16 protein-coding genes are annotated in these 15,513 nt (G+C 41.7%); 8 read left to right on the top strand and 8 right to left on the bottom strand.

All coding sequences use genetic code 11. The features are described 5' to 3' along the window. Positions 1–28: 28 nt before the first annotated feature. The 3 genes from recF to dnaA form a co-directional block, all read right to left on the bottom strand. Positions 29–1,111, bottom strand: coding sequence for a DNA replication/repair protein RecF (gene recF, locus FTT78_RS12175; protein WP_004969757.1), 1,083 nt, complete (start codon positions 1,109–1,111; stop codon positions 29–31). A gap of 37 nt (positions 1,112–1,148) precedes the next feature. Further along, positions 1,149–2,297, bottom strand: coding sequence for a DNA polymerase III subunit beta (dnaN, locus tag FTT78_RS12170; RefSeq protein ID WP_004969759.1), 1,149 nt, complete (start codon positions 2,295–2,297; stop codon positions 1,149–1,151). 108 nt (positions 2,298–2,405) lie between these two features. Further along, positions 2,406–3,782, bottom strand: a complete 1,377-nt coding sequence (gene dnaA, locus FTT78_RS12165) for a chromosomal replication initiator protein DnaA (RefSeq protein ID WP_180044406.1) — start codon at positions 3,780–3,782, stop codon at positions 2,406–2,408. 660 nt (positions 3,783–4,442) lie between these two features. Between dnaA and rpmH the strand changes: the two genes are divergently transcribed. From rpmH to FTT78_RS12135, 6 genes are all read left to right on the top strand, one after another. Further along, a complete protein-coding gene (rpmH, locus tag FTT78_RS12160) occupies positions 4,443–4,577 on the top strand; it encodes a 50S ribosomal protein L34 (RefSeq protein ID WP_000831329.1) in 135 nt (44 codons plus the stop codon). 31 nt (positions 4,578–4,608) lie between these two features. Further along, positions 4,609–5,001 (top strand): ribonuclease P protein component, encoded by a 393-nt coding sequence (rnpA, locus tag FTT78_RS12155; protein WP_004969764.1) that lies wholly within the window; start codon positions 4,609–4,611, stop codon positions 4,999–5,001. A gap of 9 nt (positions 5,002–5,010) precedes the next feature. Next, positions 5,011–5,331 (top strand): membrane protein insertion efficiency factor YidD, encoded by a 321-nt coding sequence (gene yidD, locus FTT78_RS12150; RefSeq protein ID WP_004969767.1) that lies wholly within the window; start codon positions 5,011–5,013, stop codon positions 5,329–5,331. 5 nt (positions 5,332–5,336) lie between these two features. Continuing rightward, positions 5,337–7,100, top strand: a complete 1,764-nt coding sequence (yidC, locus tag FTT78_RS12145) for a membrane protein insertase YidC (RefSeq protein ID WP_004969769.1) — start codon at positions 5,337–5,339, stop codon at positions 7,098–7,100. A 91-nt stretch (positions 7,101–7,191) separates the two neighbouring features. After that, positions 7,192–8,547 carry a tRNA uridine-5-carboxymethylaminomethyl(34) synthesis GTPase MnmE gene (mnmE, locus tag FTT78_RS12140; RefSeq protein ID WP_179995527.1) on the top strand — a complete coding sequence of 452 codons (1,356 nt, stop codon included), beginning with the start codon at positions 7,192–7,194 and terminating at the stop codon, positions 8,545–8,547. 318 nt (positions 8,548–8,865) lie between these two features. Then, positions 8,866–9,201: a DUF1622 domain-containing protein gene (locus FTT78_RS12135; RefSeq protein WP_154321234.1), complete on the top strand. Its 336-nt coding sequence runs from the start codon at positions 8,866–8,868 to the stop codon at positions 9,199–9,201. Positions 9,202–9,325: 124 nt separating this feature from the next. On the opposite strand, the gene FTT78_RS12130 is transcribed toward FTT78_RS12135, so the two are convergent. Both FTT78_RS12130 and FTT78_RS12125 read right to left on the bottom strand, forming a co-directional pair. Further along, positions 9,326–10,513, bottom strand: coding sequence for an MFS transporter (locus tag FTT78_RS12130; RefSeq protein WP_171287397.1), 1,188 nt, complete (start codon positions 10,511–10,513; stop codon positions 9,326–9,328). Positions 10,514–10,616: 103 nt separating this feature from the next. Next, positions 10,617–10,883: a metal/formaldehyde-sensitive transcriptional repressor gene (locus FTT78_RS12125; protein ID WP_004969779.1), complete on the bottom strand. Its 267-nt coding sequence runs from the start codon at positions 10,881–10,883 to the stop codon at positions 10,617–10,619. A 58-nt stretch (positions 10,884–10,941) separates the two neighbouring features. Between FTT78_RS12125 and dmeF the strand changes: the two genes are divergently transcribed. Both dmeF and FTT78_RS12115 read left to right on the top strand, forming a co-directional pair. Then, positions 10,942–11,907 (top strand): CDF family Co(II)/Ni(II) efflux transporter DmeF, encoded by a 966-nt coding sequence (gene dmeF, locus FTT78_RS12120; RefSeq protein ID WP_180044404.1) that lies wholly within the window; start codon positions 10,942–10,944, stop codon positions 11,905–11,907. Positions 11,908–12,078: 171 nt separating this feature from the next. After that, entirely contained in the window at positions 12,079–12,726 is a 648-nt protein-coding gene (locus FTT78_RS12115) for a DsbC family protein (RefSeq protein WP_373683485.1), read from the top strand. Positions 12,727–12,900: 174 nt separating this feature from the next. On the opposite strand, the gene FTT78_RS12110 is transcribed toward FTT78_RS12115, so the two are convergent. The 3 genes from FTT78_RS12110 to guaD form a co-directional block, all read right to left on the bottom strand. After that, positions 12,901–13,158, bottom strand: a complete 258-nt coding sequence (locus FTT78_RS12110) for a GlsB/YeaQ/YmgE family stress response membrane protein (protein ID WP_004969785.1) — start codon at positions 13,156–13,158, stop codon at positions 12,901–12,903. Between the two features lie 196 nt (positions 13,159–13,354). Further along, on the bottom strand, positions 13,355–13,882 hold the full coding sequence (gene hpt, locus FTT78_RS12105) for a hypoxanthine phosphoribosyltransferase (protein WP_180044402.1): 528 nt from the start codon (positions 13,880–13,882) through the stop codon (positions 13,355–13,357). Positions 13,883–14,099: 217 nt separating this feature from the next. Then, positions 14,100–15,440, bottom strand: coding sequence for a guanine deaminase (guaD, locus tag FTT78_RS12100; protein WP_180009222.1), 1,341 nt, complete (start codon positions 15,438–15,440; stop codon positions 14,100–14,102). Positions 15,441–15,513: the final 73 nt, after the last annotated feature.

Genomic DNA, 15,513 nt, shown 5'->3' with positions numbered 1-15,513 from the left:
AAAATAGGTCTATCCAAAGATAAAAAAATTATTGCTCAACAGCCTGCACCGTTCCGTGATCGACCTGAAATAAGCGATAAGGAATCGACAACGCTTGTAAGTGTTGTTGCACGGATTGATGATCTAAAGTGGTAATAAAAACTTGACTACCCAATTGGCTTAATCGTTCAATTAAACGTTGTTGTGCGCTTAAATCTAATTCTGCTGTCAGATCATCTAATAATACCACAGTTTCCTTATTAGACGCATGCAGCATTGCAATCTGTGACAGTTTTAATGCCATAATCAATAGCTTTTTCTGCCCACGTGACAGCACCACATCGGCATCACCCATTGGGGTTTTTAAGCGTAAATCGGCGCGGTGTGGCCCATATTCGGTATAGCGACGTTCCACATCTTTTTGATGATAATTGCACAGATCATTCAACAAGCCTGTTTCGGTATGAAAGCCTGCGCTGTATTCCAGACTAATGTGTAAATCAGGCAATAAATACTGTAAATCTTGTGCAAAAAATTGCTGCCATTGTTCCACCGTTCCCAAACGCTGCCGATGCAAAATCTCACCATAATCACTGAGCATTTTGTTCCACGGTTCCAAGTCCGACAGACTTAAATGTCGCTGTGATTTAAGCAAACTATTACGTTGTTTTAAGGCACGTGAATAATATTGCCAAGCGTGATAAAACTCTGGTTCCACGTGGAACATCAACCAGTCCAACAGTTGCCGTCGTGGTTTTGCACCATGGTCAATAATATCGGTACTGAGTGGATCAATATGTTGTAAAGGCAGAATTTTAGCCAATTGCCCTTGGGTCGCAACAGGGTCGCCATTGACCTTAATCAACTGCTCACCCGATGCCATTTTTTGCATGCCAATTTTTTCAGTCAATGACTGAGCAAATACAATCGCATCTTGGCTACTGTTCTGAATGTAATTTTTAGGAATATGGGTGCGAAAAGAACGCCCTGTCGCCAATAAATGAATCGCTTCTAAAATCGAGGTTTTACCCGAACCATTTTGCCCATAAAAGACGTTAAACGGCTGCAACTCATGAAGTGCAACCGCTTTTAAGTTCCGAACACGCTCGATATGTAAACGCGTAATATGCATGATTCAGCTAGATTTAATCTTGAAATAAACCGCTCACTTAAACACGCATTGGCATCACAACATAGGTTTGATCTTGATGTGCTGGATCTTGTACCAATACCGATTGATTGGCTTCGGTCATGGTCATCGATACATCATCGCCATCCAATGCCCCTAATACGTCCAATAAATACTGTGCGTTAAATGACATTTCTAACGGCGAATCGGCATATTGAATCGCTAAATCTTCAATTGCTTCATCTTGTTCTGGGTTATTGGCACGTAATTGCAAGGTGTCCGCACTAAAATTCAGGAATACGCCACGCAATTTTTCATTACTTAAAATCGCCACACGCTGTAAAGATTGTTTAAATACATCATGCGCGATCAGCACGTTTTTATCACCACCACGTGGAATCACACGGCGATAATCTGGGAACTTACCATCAATTAATTTAGTGGTAAAACGCACGGTAATTTCTGCTTGTTCTTTGTCACGGCTTGGGGTGCGAATGGTCACATTCAGCAATTCACGCCCAATTAAAAGTGCCAGTTGTTCATCTTCAATGCTCAGCAAACGCTGCAATTCAGCCACAGCTTTACGCGGCACAATGGCTTGAATTAATTGAGTAGCTGTCGAAGATGCCGCTGTTTCACACAAGGCCAAACGGTGACCATCTGTGGTCACAGCACGTAATTGGTTTTCATCAATTTCTAACAAAGTACCCGTTAAATAAAAGCGTACATCCTGCACTGCCATCGCAAACGCAGTTTTTTCAAACAAACGCTTCAGCTCACGCTCAGTAACCGTCACTTGCGTACCTTGAGCATTTTCTGTAGCCAATAATGGATAATCTTCCGCAGGCAAAGTACCTAATACAAAGCGGCTATTGCCCGATTTTAAAATACAGCGCTGATCTTCAGTGATTTGCAAATCAATCAAAGCTGCGCTTGGTAAAGATTTACAAATATCCATCAGTTTACGTGCAGGCACTGTAGTTTCCCCTGCCTGTAAACATGCCCCTTCAGTCAGATTCGTACTGGCAACCAATTCCACTTCTAAGTCAGAACCAGTAATGGTTAAGGCTTGCTCAGTCACCTGAACTTTGACATTGGATAAAATATTTAAGGTATGGCGACGTTCAACCGCTCCTACGACATGTGACAGAACATTCAGTAAGCTTTCTTTCGCGATTTTTAAACGCACGGTGCATTCCTCTAACAACTGAAGATTGGAGTATAAAATTGGTTTTTTAGCAGTGTACTATGCGGCAAAAGCTGCCGCATGGCAAGAACAGAATTTGAGCAAATTCGGTCAACTTTGCAACAATCGTTGCAGGTTTTTATAGTCTTCGTTAAAGATCGGATCTTCTTCACGCAGGCTTTGTACTTTTTCACAGGCATGCATTACGGTACTGTGATCGCGACTACCAAATGCCATCCCAATTTCTGGAAAACTGTCACCTGTCAGCTCACGTGCCAAGCCCATTGCCAACTGACGTGGACGCGCATAAATACGGGTACGTTTTGGCCCCACCAATTCTTTGAGCGGAATGCGGAAATATTCACTCACCACCCGCTGAATATTTTCGGTGCTGATGGTACGTGCGCGAATTGCCAAGACATCTTTTAAAGATTCACGTACCACATCTAGATCAATAGGTGTGCCTTTAAAACGGGAAATTGCCACCACTTTATTGAGTGCACCTTCCAGTTCACGCACATTGGCCACCACTTGCTGGGCAATAAATAAAGCACAGTTGCGTGGTAAATCTACGGCGCTGCTTTCTGCTTTCTTTAATAAAATTTCAATTCGGGTTTCAATATCTGGCGGTTCTACCCCGACTGATAAGCCCCAAGAAAAACGTGACACCAAACGTGCGTCCAATTCGGTTAATTCTTTTGGATAACGGTCTGAAGTCAAAATAATTTGTTTAGATTCATCCAATAAAGCGTTAAAGGTATAGAAAAACTCGACCAAACTGGCTTCTTTACCCGCCAATAAGTGAATGTCATCCACCAATAACAAATCTAAAGAACGGCAGTTTTTCTTAAATTCTTCAACCTTGCCTTGCTGCAAGGAGCTAACAAAATCCTGCACAAAACTTTCTGCAGTCATGTACATCACCCGTGCATTCGGTTTGGCTTGCAACAAAGCATTGCCCACCGCTTGCATCAAGTGAGTTTTACCCAAACCTGTTGGACCATACAAAAATAATGGGTTGTGCTGTGAAGCCCCCAATTGGGTCAATACCTTGCGACAGGTTTCCGCAGCCATTTGGTTAGAACGACCTTCCACAAATAAGGAAAAGGTAAATAACGGATTGAGTTGGCGTTTACGGCTTTTTGCAGAACTTTCTTCTTTTTCACGTTTAGGCTTGGCCACAGGCGCAGGGCTAGATTCCAGCGCAGCAGTGGTGGTAGCAGGTTGTTCACTGGCCGATAAAATCGCACCTGGACGCGAATCGACTAAAATTTCGACCTTACGCACGCGTCCCTCAGACAACTGCTCTGCCAAAATAGTAATCAATTCCAGATGATGTTCTTGAATGTAACGCGTCCAATAAGGATTAGGCGCATAAAGTTTTAATGTATCTTCAACTTCTTCTGCCACCAATGGGCGAATCCACATTGTAAAGACATTTCCAGAGAGCTCTTGTCGCAAGCGATTTAAGCAGTCCGTCCAAAGCATGTGAAACCCCTATCTAATCCATTTTTAAATTTAAAACTTCTCTCGACCGCCTGAGCGGGTCGCCATTCTAACCAAGTTATCCACATCTGTCATGACAAAATCAGCAAAATTGCTCAAAAAAGGAATCATCAAACCTGAATTTAAATTTAAAACGTGGTGTGGATAAGTTTATCCGCAAGGTGTGGATAAAATATAGCACAAAGTTATCCACAAAGTATTAAAATTATAGAAACACAGATATCCACAATTCAAGATTTTGTTTTATAAAAGAAAAAGTGGGTTTTCAACAGAAAAATGCGTCCCTAGTAGTAATAAATTTAAATTTATAAATTTGAATTTATTTATAAGAAACGTTGCAACTGTGGATAATTCAATCTGAGTTTAAATTTAAATTCAAAACCGAAAATTTTAAAATTAAACAGAATAAGCTTGTGGATAATTATGTGAATAATACTGTTAATAACTTATTAGTCAAGCATAAACAATTACTTATCTTGTGTGTACTTTAATTTGTATGATCAACCAGTCAATTGAGCGAAAACTTGTTAAAAAGAAAAATTTAGGCTTATTTTGCAAGAAACCGTGTTTTTCATTGACAGCTCAAGCAATGAGCACTAAAATCGCGGACCTTTATAGAAAGATCATTTTTGGAGTTTCGATATGAAACGTACATTTCAACCATCTGAATTAAAGCGTAAGCGCGTTCATGGTTTCCGTGCTCGTATGGCTACTAAAGCTGGTCGTCAAGTATTGGCTCGCCGTCGTGCAAAAGGTCGTCACAGCTTAACTGTTTAATACAGTCACGCTGAACCGACTCTTGGGTGTTATGACAACACTTTATGGCTTCAGCACAGAGTTGAGATTACGCTGTGCTGCCGATTATAAAGGTGTGTTTGATGGTGCGCTTTTTAAAGTGCATCAACCCCATTTCTTATTTCTTGCAAAACATTCCGAACTGCCGAATAGCCGTTTGGGTCTTGTCGTTGCAAAAAAGAAAGTGCGTCGTGCACACGAACGAAATCGAGTAAAACGACTTGCTCGCGAAAGTTTTCGCTTACACCAACAGCAATTAAATGACTTAGATATTGTGGTAATGCCCAAAGTTGGGGTAGATACGGTATCTAATGCGGAATTGCATCAGCAATTACAATTTGCTTGGCAGAAGTTACAACGTCTCGCCAAAAAGCATTCAAAAATAGCTCCCTCCCCACAAAAGTAGAGATGGCCAATGGTACTTTTACTGCATTGGTTGATACGTTTCTATCAGATCGCGATTAGTCCTTTATTGGGACCACGCTGTCGCTATATTCCAACATGTTCTCAATATTCTTTGGAAGCAGTCCATACGCATGGTGCTGTACGTGGTGTGTGGCTGGCTACAAAACGTATTTGTCGTTGTCATCCGTGGGGTGGTTCGGGCTATGATCCGGTGCCGCCAAAAGTCATTCGTTTTATTTCATTTCAGCAAATAGATTCTCAAACGCATCACATTACTGTACCCTTTCGTGATCGTTTATTGAACCAAAATCACTCTAACCACTTGGGGTAATAGATATGCAACAATGGGCCAGGTTTGCAATTCTCGGGGCCATGTTTGTCGTCGCATATTTGCTCATTTTGGCGTGGCAAAAAGATTATGGAAATGCTGAAACAGCACCGCAGCAAAAAACTGCCGTTGTTTCACATGAAGTGTCTGCAGATTTGCCGAATGCCCAAACGGCTACAGCAGCTTCTGATGTACCGCAAGCAAATATTCCTGCACAGCAAACAACCGATGCCACAGCACCTGTAAGTCAGCAGCTTATTTCAGTACAAACTGACCTTTATCATCTTTGGATCAATCCGAAAGGTGGTGATATTGTTCGTGTTGAATTACTCAATCATGACAAAAATAAAGACAGTGACGATCCTTTCGTCATGCTGGAAAGCGATGCTAAGCGCACCTATGTCGCGCAATCTGGGTTAATCGGGCTGAATGGTCCAGACAGTAGCCGTAATGGCCGCCCAAGCTATGAAATTGAAAAATCGACTTATAGCTTAGCCGATGCCAAAGAAAGCAAAAATAAAGCGGGTGAAACAGTTAAAACTTTAACTGTCCCAATGGTATATAAAACTGCCGATGGTGTAGAAATCATTAAAACCTTTAGTTTTACTGAAGGTGAATATCCTGTGCTGGTGAATCACAAAGTGATTAACCGCAGCAGCCAAAACTGGCAAGGTCAGATGTTTGGTCAGTTGAAACGTGATAATTCAGATGATCCAGGCAAGTCAGATCAAGGTATTTTTACCTTGGGTACTTTCCTTGGCGGCGCATGGGGAACACCTGAAGAACACTACAACAAGTTGAAATTTGACAATTTTAATGACGAAAAATTGAATGTCGATGCAACAGGTGGTTGGGTGGCCGTGGTTCAGCACTATTTCGTGAGTGCATGGGTTCCAGGGCAGTTAAAATTGACGCAGGCCGATGGTCAACCGTATGCAGCGAAGTTGGAATCACGTAAATCTAGCGATGAAATGAACATCATTGGTTTTACCTCGCCAACCATTAATGTCCCTGCAGGTACGGTGGCAGAAGTTGATGCGACCTTCTACTCTGGTCCAAAAATTCAGTCTGAATTGAAAGATTTGGCGACAGGTTTGAACCAAACTGTGGATTATGGCTGGTTATGGCCAATTGCAAAATTATTGTTTATTGGTTTGCAATTCTTCCATGGTTTAGTGGGCAACTGGGGTTGGTCAATCATCTTATTAACCGTTCTTGTCAAACTGATTCTTTGGCCGTTATCGTCTAAGAGCTATCGTTCTATGGCGAAAATGCGTGTGATTGCACCAGAAATGCAGCGCATGAAAGAAGAATTTGGCGAAGACCGTATGCGTTTCTCGCAAGAAATGATGGCACTTTATAAACGTGAACAAGTGAATCCACTGTCAGGTTGTTTGCCATTGTTACTACAAATGCCAATTTTCCTTGCCTTGTACTGGGTATTGATGGAATCGGTAGAGTTACGCCATGCACCGTGGTTAGGTTGGATTCAAGACTTATCGGCAATGGACCCTTGGTTTATCTTGCCATTGTTGATGGGTGTGACCATGTATGTTCAACAAATGTTGAACCCACAGCCAACAGATCCAATGCAGGCAAAAATCTTCCGCATTATGCCTGTGGTATTTACCGTATTCTTATTGTTCTTCCCTGCAGGTCTAGTTCTGTACTGGATTGTCAACAACTTGATTACGATTTTGCAGCAAAGCTTGATCAACAAAAGTGTTGAAAAAGACCGCGCTAAACGAGAAGAGGCAACTCCAGTCAATTAAGTATGGCTGAGCTGCTGAATAAATCCGCTTAAGATGGTAATCTTAGGCGGATTTTTCTTTGCATACATTTTGAAAGTTTTAGGTGAATTTTATGTATAACCGCAGCACCATTGCCGCAATCGCGACTCCACCTGGCCGTGGTGGTGTGGGGGTGATTCGCCTGTCGGGACCAAAAGCCTATGCGATTGCCGCAGCATTGACCCAAAAAGACTTACCCAAAGCGCGTTATGCAGGTTTTCGCCAGTTTTACGATGCAGCCAATGAAGTCATGGATGAAGGTTTGGTGATTTGTTTCCCCAATCCTCATTCATTTACTGGCGAAGATGTGGTGGAACTACAAGGGCATGGTGGCCCAGTGATTCAAAATGCGCTGTTGGCACGTTTACTGGAACTCGGTGCAACGGCTGCCAAAGCGGGTGAATTTTCGATGCGCGCCTTTGAAAATGGCAAGCTAGATTTGGTACAGGCCGAAGCCATTGCTGATTTAATTGATGCCACTTCACAAGCCGCTGCGCGTTCTGCTCTACGTTCCCTGCAAGGGGCTTTTTCCACCAAAGTGAATACCGTGCTGGAACAGTTAATTCACTTACGTCTGCATGTTGAAGCTGCTATTGATTTTCCTGAAGAAGAAATTGACTTTTTGGCCGATGGGAAAATCCTTAATTTGCTGGATGAAGTGGCTGCTTCGGTGACTGCTGTGCAACAATCTGCGCGTCAGGGACAATTGTTGCGTGAAGGTCTGCAGGTGGTGATTGCGGGCAAACCGAATGCAGGTAAATCTTCCTTACTCAATGCCTTGGCGGGTATTGAACGTGCGATTGTGACCGATATTGCAGGGACTACTCGTGACGTATTGCATGAAAAAATTACCCTGAATGGCTTACCAATTACCCTGACTGATACTGCAGGCTTGCGTGAAACAGGGGATATTGTGGAACAGGAAGGGATTCGCCGTGCGATTAAAGAAATTGAACAGGCAGATTTATTGTTATTGGTCTATGACTTGAGCCAAAACGAAGATCCGTTGCAATTGGCACAGCATTATTTTGCGGAACATATTGAACCGAAGCGTTTGATGTTGATTGGCAATAAATGTGATTTAACTGGTGTACAAGCTGCAATTTCAGATTTTAAAGGGTTTAGACATATTACTGTGTCGGCCAAACAAGAAACAGGTGTTCAATCGCTCATAGAGGCGATTACAGCGCATGCAGGCTTTCAGCCTGAAGAAGATACCTTTATTGCACGTACCCGTCATTTAGACGCAATGAAGCGCACGCAGCAATATTTGGCTGAAGCACGTGAGCAGTTGGTGGTCTATCATGCGGGGGAATTAGTGGCTGAGTCGTTACGTCTTGCGCAGAATGCTTTGGGTGAGATTACAGGTGATTTTTCTGCAGATGATTTGTTGGGTAAGATTTTTGGATCGTTTTGTATTGGGAAATGAATTTTAGCGATTACTTCCTGATTTGATACAAAAATAGCATTAAGTTTGAGTGGCTTAGTGCTTTTTTATTATCCTATTTGGGGTGATCTGCTACTAAAAATCAGCCTATTCGTTAATGTTTAGTTTCTCATTCGGCACAAGCCCGATCTAACTTATGTCATATTTAAACGTTTCAATTTATCTTTATGAAAACCCATCAATAATCACGTAAGTCTTTTTAAACCGCAGCATTTAAAGCTATGATGAGAAAATAATCAAAAATTGGCGCTCAATTCAATCCTAAATGCACGAGATGAAATCTCTGATGGAGGTATTTGGATGTTTGAACTGGCTTTTTTACGTGAAATACTCATTTCTTCGGTTCATTTTTTGCAATTGTCACTCGAAGCCATTTCTGTGATTTGCGTGGTGATTGGTCTGGTTAAAACTTTATTGGTGCTGGTTCAGTTAAAATCGGGGCGTACTGCACGTTATTGTTTTGGGGATTGGCTTGCGACGGCGCTTGAATTTCAGTTGGCTGCAGATATTTTAGCCACCACGGTAGATCCAGATTTAGATAGCCTAATTAAATTGGCGATCATTGCTGTCATTCGAACCTTTTTGAATTACTTCCTAACCAAAGAATTAGAGCATCAAACCATCAATGAAAAATAATGGCTATTGAGTTTGAGATCAAAATAGAAGACATAGTCCCATTCATCTACAAGGTTTGAATATTTGAATAAACTCAGCTGATCCAAACCTTGTCCTGATTTTAGTTTGTCGTTTAGATGAAACTTCATCCTAAAACAGGTTTGTTCTGCAATTGGCGATACCAAATAATGATGTAGCCACACAGTAAGCAGATGGCTGCACAAAAGCTAAGTACGGCGGTGGTTAAACCAAAATGATCGGCCAGATAACCGACTGCAATAATTGGCAGAATTGTGCCTAAATAGCCCACAAATAAATAGGTCGACATCACTGCAGCACGATTCTGCAGATTGGTCATGGCATGAATTAAACCAAAAGCGCCAATCAATGCCAACCCGTGTCCTATGCCTAGCAGCACATCACTCACAAAAAATAGAAAACTCCAGTGTAAATACATGCATAAACCGAGTACCAATAAACTCAATAACAGCAAATACAGCCCATAATTTAGACATTTTTGTGCAGGAATGGCTTTAGAAAAATACTGCACCAGCGCTGAAATCAGCAAAATACAGGTGATGGCCAAACCACTGACCAAAGGCCCGTGCCACGGAATAATCACTTGCACAAAAGAGGGAGAGAGCGAAGCAAATAAACTAAAGGCAGCAAAGGCACAGAATGCGGTTAAACCTGTAATATAAAATTCTGCATGAAAGCGTGGTTCTGGGCGTTCTAATTTTGGGGCAATCGAGAAGGCTTGTGGTGTAAATTCAGGCGGTGCTAAACGTAACAATCCAATAAAACACAGTACTGCACCCAAAATGACAGGAATATATGGACTAAACAAAGGCGCTGCTGAAAATTGTGCCACACCACCACCGAGCAAAGGACCTAAGCCAAACCCGACTGCGGTAATGACTGAACTGAGCTGTGGCGCATGTGCTTTATGTGATTCGGGGATACTCCACATTAAGCCAATTAACGCCGATGTAGTCATAAGACCTGAAGCAATTCCAATCACAAAACGCCCCAAAGCAAGCCAAAGTGCATTGGTGGCAAACATCGACAGAATCAGTCCGAGGGTGATGATGACTAAACCCAATTCTAGGGTTTTTAAGAAGCCAATACTGTTGCTGGTACGTCCTAAAAAGAGCAAGGTAGCCAAACAACCGAGCATATACGCCACAAAAATAAAGGTGATATGGCTAGGTAAAAGCTGCCACAGTTCCTGATAAATTGGATACAGTGGGCTTGCAAGTGCCGTGCCCATGGTGCCAATAATCAGGGCGAGGCTGATCATCACAAAAGGATGCCAAGATTGAGATTGAGTCATAAAAAACTCGATTGATGGCTAAACTGTTGAGTTTAGTCTCATATAGTGAGAAATATCACTCAGTGTAAAGACAAGCCTTGAATCTGGTCAAGCCTATTTGTGTTTAAGCATAGCGTTTTAGCAGTTTCATAAACTCTTCCAGTTCATGTTCATCAATCGCGCATTGATCACCAATCACATGATGACGCAAATGCGATTCGATTAACTCATTCATCAAACCATTGACCGCACCTTTAATAGCTGCGACTTGTTGTAAAACTTCAATACAGCCATGATCAGGATTGTGAAGTGCTTGTTCCACTGCCCCAATTTGCCCTTGTAGACGTTTGACGCGATTTAAAATTTTCTTATCTGTATGTAAATGACCCACCACATCACCTCAATTTTTATATACTCTAGGAGAGTATATTTAACAATGATTTCCCATTATGCGTCAGCAACACTCTCATCGTATGCATCCACATCAATTCGATCAAGGCAATCCGCTGGCGCAGAATAAAATATTATATGCGGCTTTGCTGACGGCTGTCATGATGTTCTTGGAAATCTTGGGTGGCTGGATTTTTCATTCCATGGCTTTGCTGGCAGATGGCTGGCACATGAGTTCACACATGCTGGCGCTAGGTTTGGCTTATTTTGCCTATCGGGCAGCACGTCATTATGCAGCAGATACACGGTTTAGTTTTGGTACATGGAAAATTGAAATTTTAGCTGGCTATAGCAGCGCCATTTTATTGTTGGTGGTGGCTGCATTTATGGCAATTCACTCTATCGAGCGTTTATTTTTTCCTGTCGATATTCAGTATAACCAAGCCATCCCAATTGCAATTTTAGGGTTATTGGTCAATTTGATTTGTGCATGGTTATTACATGAAGATGATCACCATCACCATCACCATCACCATCACCATCACCATCACCATCATGAGCATACGCATGATAGCCATGACCTAAATCAAAAAGCCGCCTTTATGCATGTGGTGGCAGATGCGGTGACTTCAATTTTTGCGATTATTGCTTTAATTGCGGGTAAATATTGGGGCTGGGATTTTCTAGATGCACTGTTAGGTATTGTTGGTTCAATTTTAGTGGCGCGTTGGGCGATAGGTTTGATGCAGGAAACAGGGAAAACATTGCTGGATGCAGAAATGGATCATCCTGTGGTGGATGAAATTCGTGAAGTGATTGCAGAGTTACCAGTCAGTGTGATGATCACAGACTTGCATGTTTGGAAAGTCGGACAGGGTAAATTTTCCTGTATTTTGGCATTGGAAACCGCACACGATTTAGACGCAGATCAAGTCCGCACCGCCCTCGCCATTCATGAAGAAATTGTGCATATTTCAGTAGAAATTAATCCGCCATCAGGCTTGAATGTTCCACGTGAAACCTAAAGCGTTGCATAGCAAAAACGAGTTGTAGCAATTGCGTAATTCTGGCTTAAAAATACTGAATTCTGTGCAGCTTTCAGCTTAGAATCAGGCTAAATTTACTTTATTTAGATGAAACACATGATTAAACAATTGAGTTTAGCTGCCTTAATGGGATTATGCAGCGCCGTGAGCATGGCCGATGTTGCAACGGTTAGTAAAAATGTCAAACAACAGCATCCGCAACTGAAATTAGACAATATTCAAGCCACAGAAATGAAAGGTATTTACAGTGCCTCTATGGATGGTCAAGTGGTGTATTTGAATGAAGATGCACAACATATTTTGGCGGGTTCAATGATTCGTTTAAAGGATCAGCATAACTTAACCAAAGATTTATTGATCCAACAAAACAGTGTCGATTGGAAAAAGTTACCGTTACAAGATGCAATCAAAAGTGTGCGAGGTACGGGAAAACGTCAGATTGCGATCTTTTCTGACCCAAATTGCCCATATTGTAAACAGCTTGAGGCTGAACTGAAAAAGCTGGACAACATTACAATCTATACCTTTATTTTGCCGTTAAAAGCGCAATCTGTTGCGCCATCTAAACAGGTGTATTGTGAGAAAAACCCTGCTCTTGCTTGGGAAAACCTGATCACAAAAGCACAATTGCCTACAAGTCAAAGCAGTTGTGCCAACCCTGTGGAGCGCAACATTGTTTTAGCGCATCGTTTAGGTGTAAACGGTACGCCTGCGATTATTTTCTTGAATGGCTTTAAAGTTATGGGAGCATATCCTGCGGCACAAATTGAACAGATTTTTAAAGAATTTGGTCTTTAAGAACGGCTAATTTTTTATCTGATATTGGCAACTAAAATTGTGTAGTGTGTATCGGAGCAAACCTGAAATTTGTGATTGCGAAGTAGATATAAAAAAACCGCCTCAATTTTTAGGCGGTTTTTTTATTGAGAGAGAAGATGTTTGACTGAAAAATTACAGTCGTTAATACAGGATTTAAGCACGCGATTTTTTCATGAACGTATTATAAATAAATAGAATAATCAGCGCACCAATGATGGAGGCAATAAAGCCTGCGGCAGAACCATCACCGTACAATCCCATCATACGCCCTGCATAGGTTGCCAATAAAGACCCTGCAATCCCAAGTAAGGTGGTGACAATAAACCCTGCTTTGTCATCTCCAGGATGAATCGCACGGGCGATTAAACCTGCAATAAAACCCACCACAATTGCGACAATTAATGACCACATGAGCAGCTCCTTGTTATCTTTGTTTATGTTTTACATCATGTTTCAGACTTATTTTTGCTGAAAAATCCCAAGGAAAATAGTCGAATAATGCTACAGCATGTTGTGTTTTTGTCCTGTTAGATAGATGAAATGCAAATTTTAGCCATAAAAAAAGTGATCTGAAACGATCACTTTTTTTAAGCGAGGCGTGTTTGTTTTATAAGCCAATTTCGCCAATAAACGGAATATGACGATATTTCTGGTCGTAATCTAAGCCATAACCGACAATAAACTTATCTTCAATTTCAAAGCCCATGAATTTAACTTCAAGTTCAATTTCACGGCGTGATGGCTTGCTAATTAAGGTACATAGCTCAATTGAATTTGGCTCACGGGTTTGCAAAATTTCCATCACTTTATTTAGGGTGTTGCCCGAGTCGATAATATCTTCAACCACCAAGACATCTTTACCGCGAATTTCACCATCCAAATCTTTTAAAATTTTCACATCACGCGATGACACAGTACCTCCGCCGTAGCTGGATACAGTCATAAAATCCAGTTCATGCGGCTTTTGAATGGTGCGGCATAAATCTGCCATGAACAATACAGAACCACGTAATAAGCCAATTAAAACCAACTCTTTGTCGCTATTGGCATAGTGAGCATTAATTTTTTGACCAAGTTCCTGAACTTTTGTTTTGATTTCTTCTGCAGAAATCAAAACCTGCATTTCAACTGTCATGGGTAGATACCTAAAAAGCAAAAATAAAAAAGGTGTTGACCTGCAACACCCCAAAATATGCCCTAATTTTAATATATCTTGCGCGATGTTGCACGTGCTTGCATGGTTAAAATAGCATCATTTTTGTGCTGAGTGAGAATCTGTGCGTAACAACAAGGCACAACCGAGTATCAGCATTGCCCATCCGATGGGTTTTATATACGAGGGTTGCGTAGGTTTAGCCACCTGCTGCTGAGTTTTGATCGGGTTGGTAGTAGGCACGTTGTCCATAAATATAGGTCGCATGAATATTACGGTCATCTGCTAAAGTAATGAGGGCAAATAATGCATCTTCAAGATGTTTGGAACGTTGTTGTCGTAAGCGTTGTAAAGCGGTGGCATTTAAGTCCAGCACCACAAAATCGGCTTCTTTGCCTACCTTAAAATTCCCCAGCTTATCGTCTAAGTCCAAAGCTTTGGCAGCACCTAATGTGGCGTGATACAACGCTTCAAAAGCAGAGAGTTTTGCCCCTTGCAGTTGTTGTACTTTATAGGCTTCATTGAGGATATGCAGTACATTAAACGTGGTGCCTGCGCCAATATCTGTACCTAAACCGACCTTCACCTGTCGCTCCCAAGTTTTATGCAGCGGAAATAAACCGCTGCCCAAAAATAAATTGGAGCTTGGACAAAAGGCAATTGCAGAATCGGTATGATGCAGACATTGCCATTCATGTTCTTCTAAATGCACGCAATGCGCAAAAACCGAACGTGAACCTGTTAAACCATAGTGATGATAAACATCTAAATATCCATTTTGCTCTGGAAATAATTGTTTCACCCACGCAATTTCATTGTGATTTTCACTTAAATGGGTATGTACATAAACATCGGGATATTCGGCTTTGAGTTGCCCTGCCCGCGCCAGTTGCTCAGGGCTAGAAGTCGGTGCAAAACGTGGCGTAATCGCGTAGAGATTACGTCCTTTTCCATGCCATTTTTCAATCAACGCTTTAGAGTCTGTATAGCCTGAGTCTGCACTGTCACACAATGCTTCAGGTGCATGCCGATCCATCAGCACTTTACCTGCAATTAAACGCATTTGATGTTGTGCTGCCGCTTCAAACAACGCATCTACCGATTCAGGATGTACCGTACAAAACACCAAAGCTGTGGTGGTGCCATTTTTCAGTAATTCCTGCACAAAAAATTGTGCAATCTGATCTGCATAGGCTTTATCTGCAAATTGCAGTTCAGTCGGAAAAGTATAAGTATTCAGCCATTCCAGTAATTGTTCACCATACGCGCCAATCATTTCAGTCTGTGGAAAATGAATATGGGTGTCGATGAAGCCAGGCACAATGAGATGGTCAGGATAATGTTGGAACTCAGTGTTGGCGTTTAGCTGTGCCTGCCCTTCTTGCCATGAACCAAACCACTGAATTTTGCCTTGTTCACAAATTAATAAGCCATCGTCTACATAACGGACTTGTTCTGAAATTTGATCGGCTTGGCTGGTACAGTTTTTGAAATCAAGAAAGCGACCACGAATTGCGGTGCGTTGTACAGGAGATGGCATAAAACAACCTACATTTTTCATTTTTTCAAGAGATTGTACCTTAAATGTGGCTTGTAGCAGTATGATAAAATTT

The sequence above is a fragment of the Acinetobacter sp. YH01011 genome (genome assembly GCF_013420785.1).
GTDB lineage: Bacteria > Pseudomonadota > Gammaproteobacteria > Pseudomonadales > Moraxellaceae > Acinetobacter > Acinetobacter towneri.
Note: the sequence above shows the minus strand (reverse complement) of the source record. Positions and strands in the feature narration are given on the sequence as shown.

Coding starts and splice junctions, on each gene's coding strand:
- recF (WP_004969757.1), bottom strand. CDS start 1,111: ATGCATATTACGCGTTTACATATCGAGCGTGTTCGGAACTTAAAAGCG.
- dnaA (WP_180044406.1), bottom strand. CDS start 3,782: ATGCTTTGGACGGACTGCTTAAATCGCTTGCGACAAGAGCTCTCTGGA.
- rpmH (WP_000831329.1), top strand. CDS start 4,443: ATGAAACGTACATTTCAACCATCTGAATTAAAGCGTAAGCGCGTTCAT.
- rnpA (WP_004969764.1), top strand. CDS start 4,609: ATGACAACACTTTATGGCTTCAGCACAGAGTTGAGATTACGCTGTGCT.
- yidD (WP_004969767.1), top strand. CDS start 5,011: ATGGTACTTTTACTGCATTGGTTGATACGTTTCTATCAGATCGCGATT.
- yidC (WP_004969769.1), top strand. CDS start 5,337: ATGCAACAATGGGCCAGGTTTGCAATTCTCGGGGCCATGTTTGTCGTC.
- mnmE (WP_179995527.1), top strand. CDS start 7,192: ATGTATAACCGCAGCACCATTGCCGCAATCGCGACTCCACCTGGCCGT.
- FTT78_RS12135 (WP_154321234.1), top strand. CDS start 8,866: ATGTTTGAACTGGCTTTTTTACGTGAAATACTCATTTCTTCGGTTCAT.
- FTT78_RS12130 (WP_171287397.1), bottom strand. CDS start 10,513: ATGACTCAATCTCAATCTTGGCATCCTTTTGTGATGATCAGCCTCGCC.
- dmeF (WP_180044404.1), top strand. CDS start 10,942: ATGCGTCAGCAACACTCTCATCGTATGCATCCACATCAATTCGATCAA.
- FTT78_RS12115 (WP_373683485.1), top strand. CDS start 12,079: ATGGCCGATGTTGCAACGGTTAGTAAAAATGTCAAACAACAGCATCCG.
- FTT78_RS12110 (WP_004969785.1), bottom strand. CDS start 13,158: ATGTGGTCATTAATTGTCGCAATTGTGGTGGGTTTTATTGCAGGTTTA.
- hpt (WP_180044402.1), bottom strand. CDS start 13,882: ATGACAGTTGAAATGCAGGTTTTGATTTCTGCAGAAGAAATCAAAACA.
- guaD (WP_180009222.1), bottom strand. CDS start 15,440: ATGCCATCTCCTGTACAACGCACCGCAATTCGTGGTCGCTTTCTTGAT.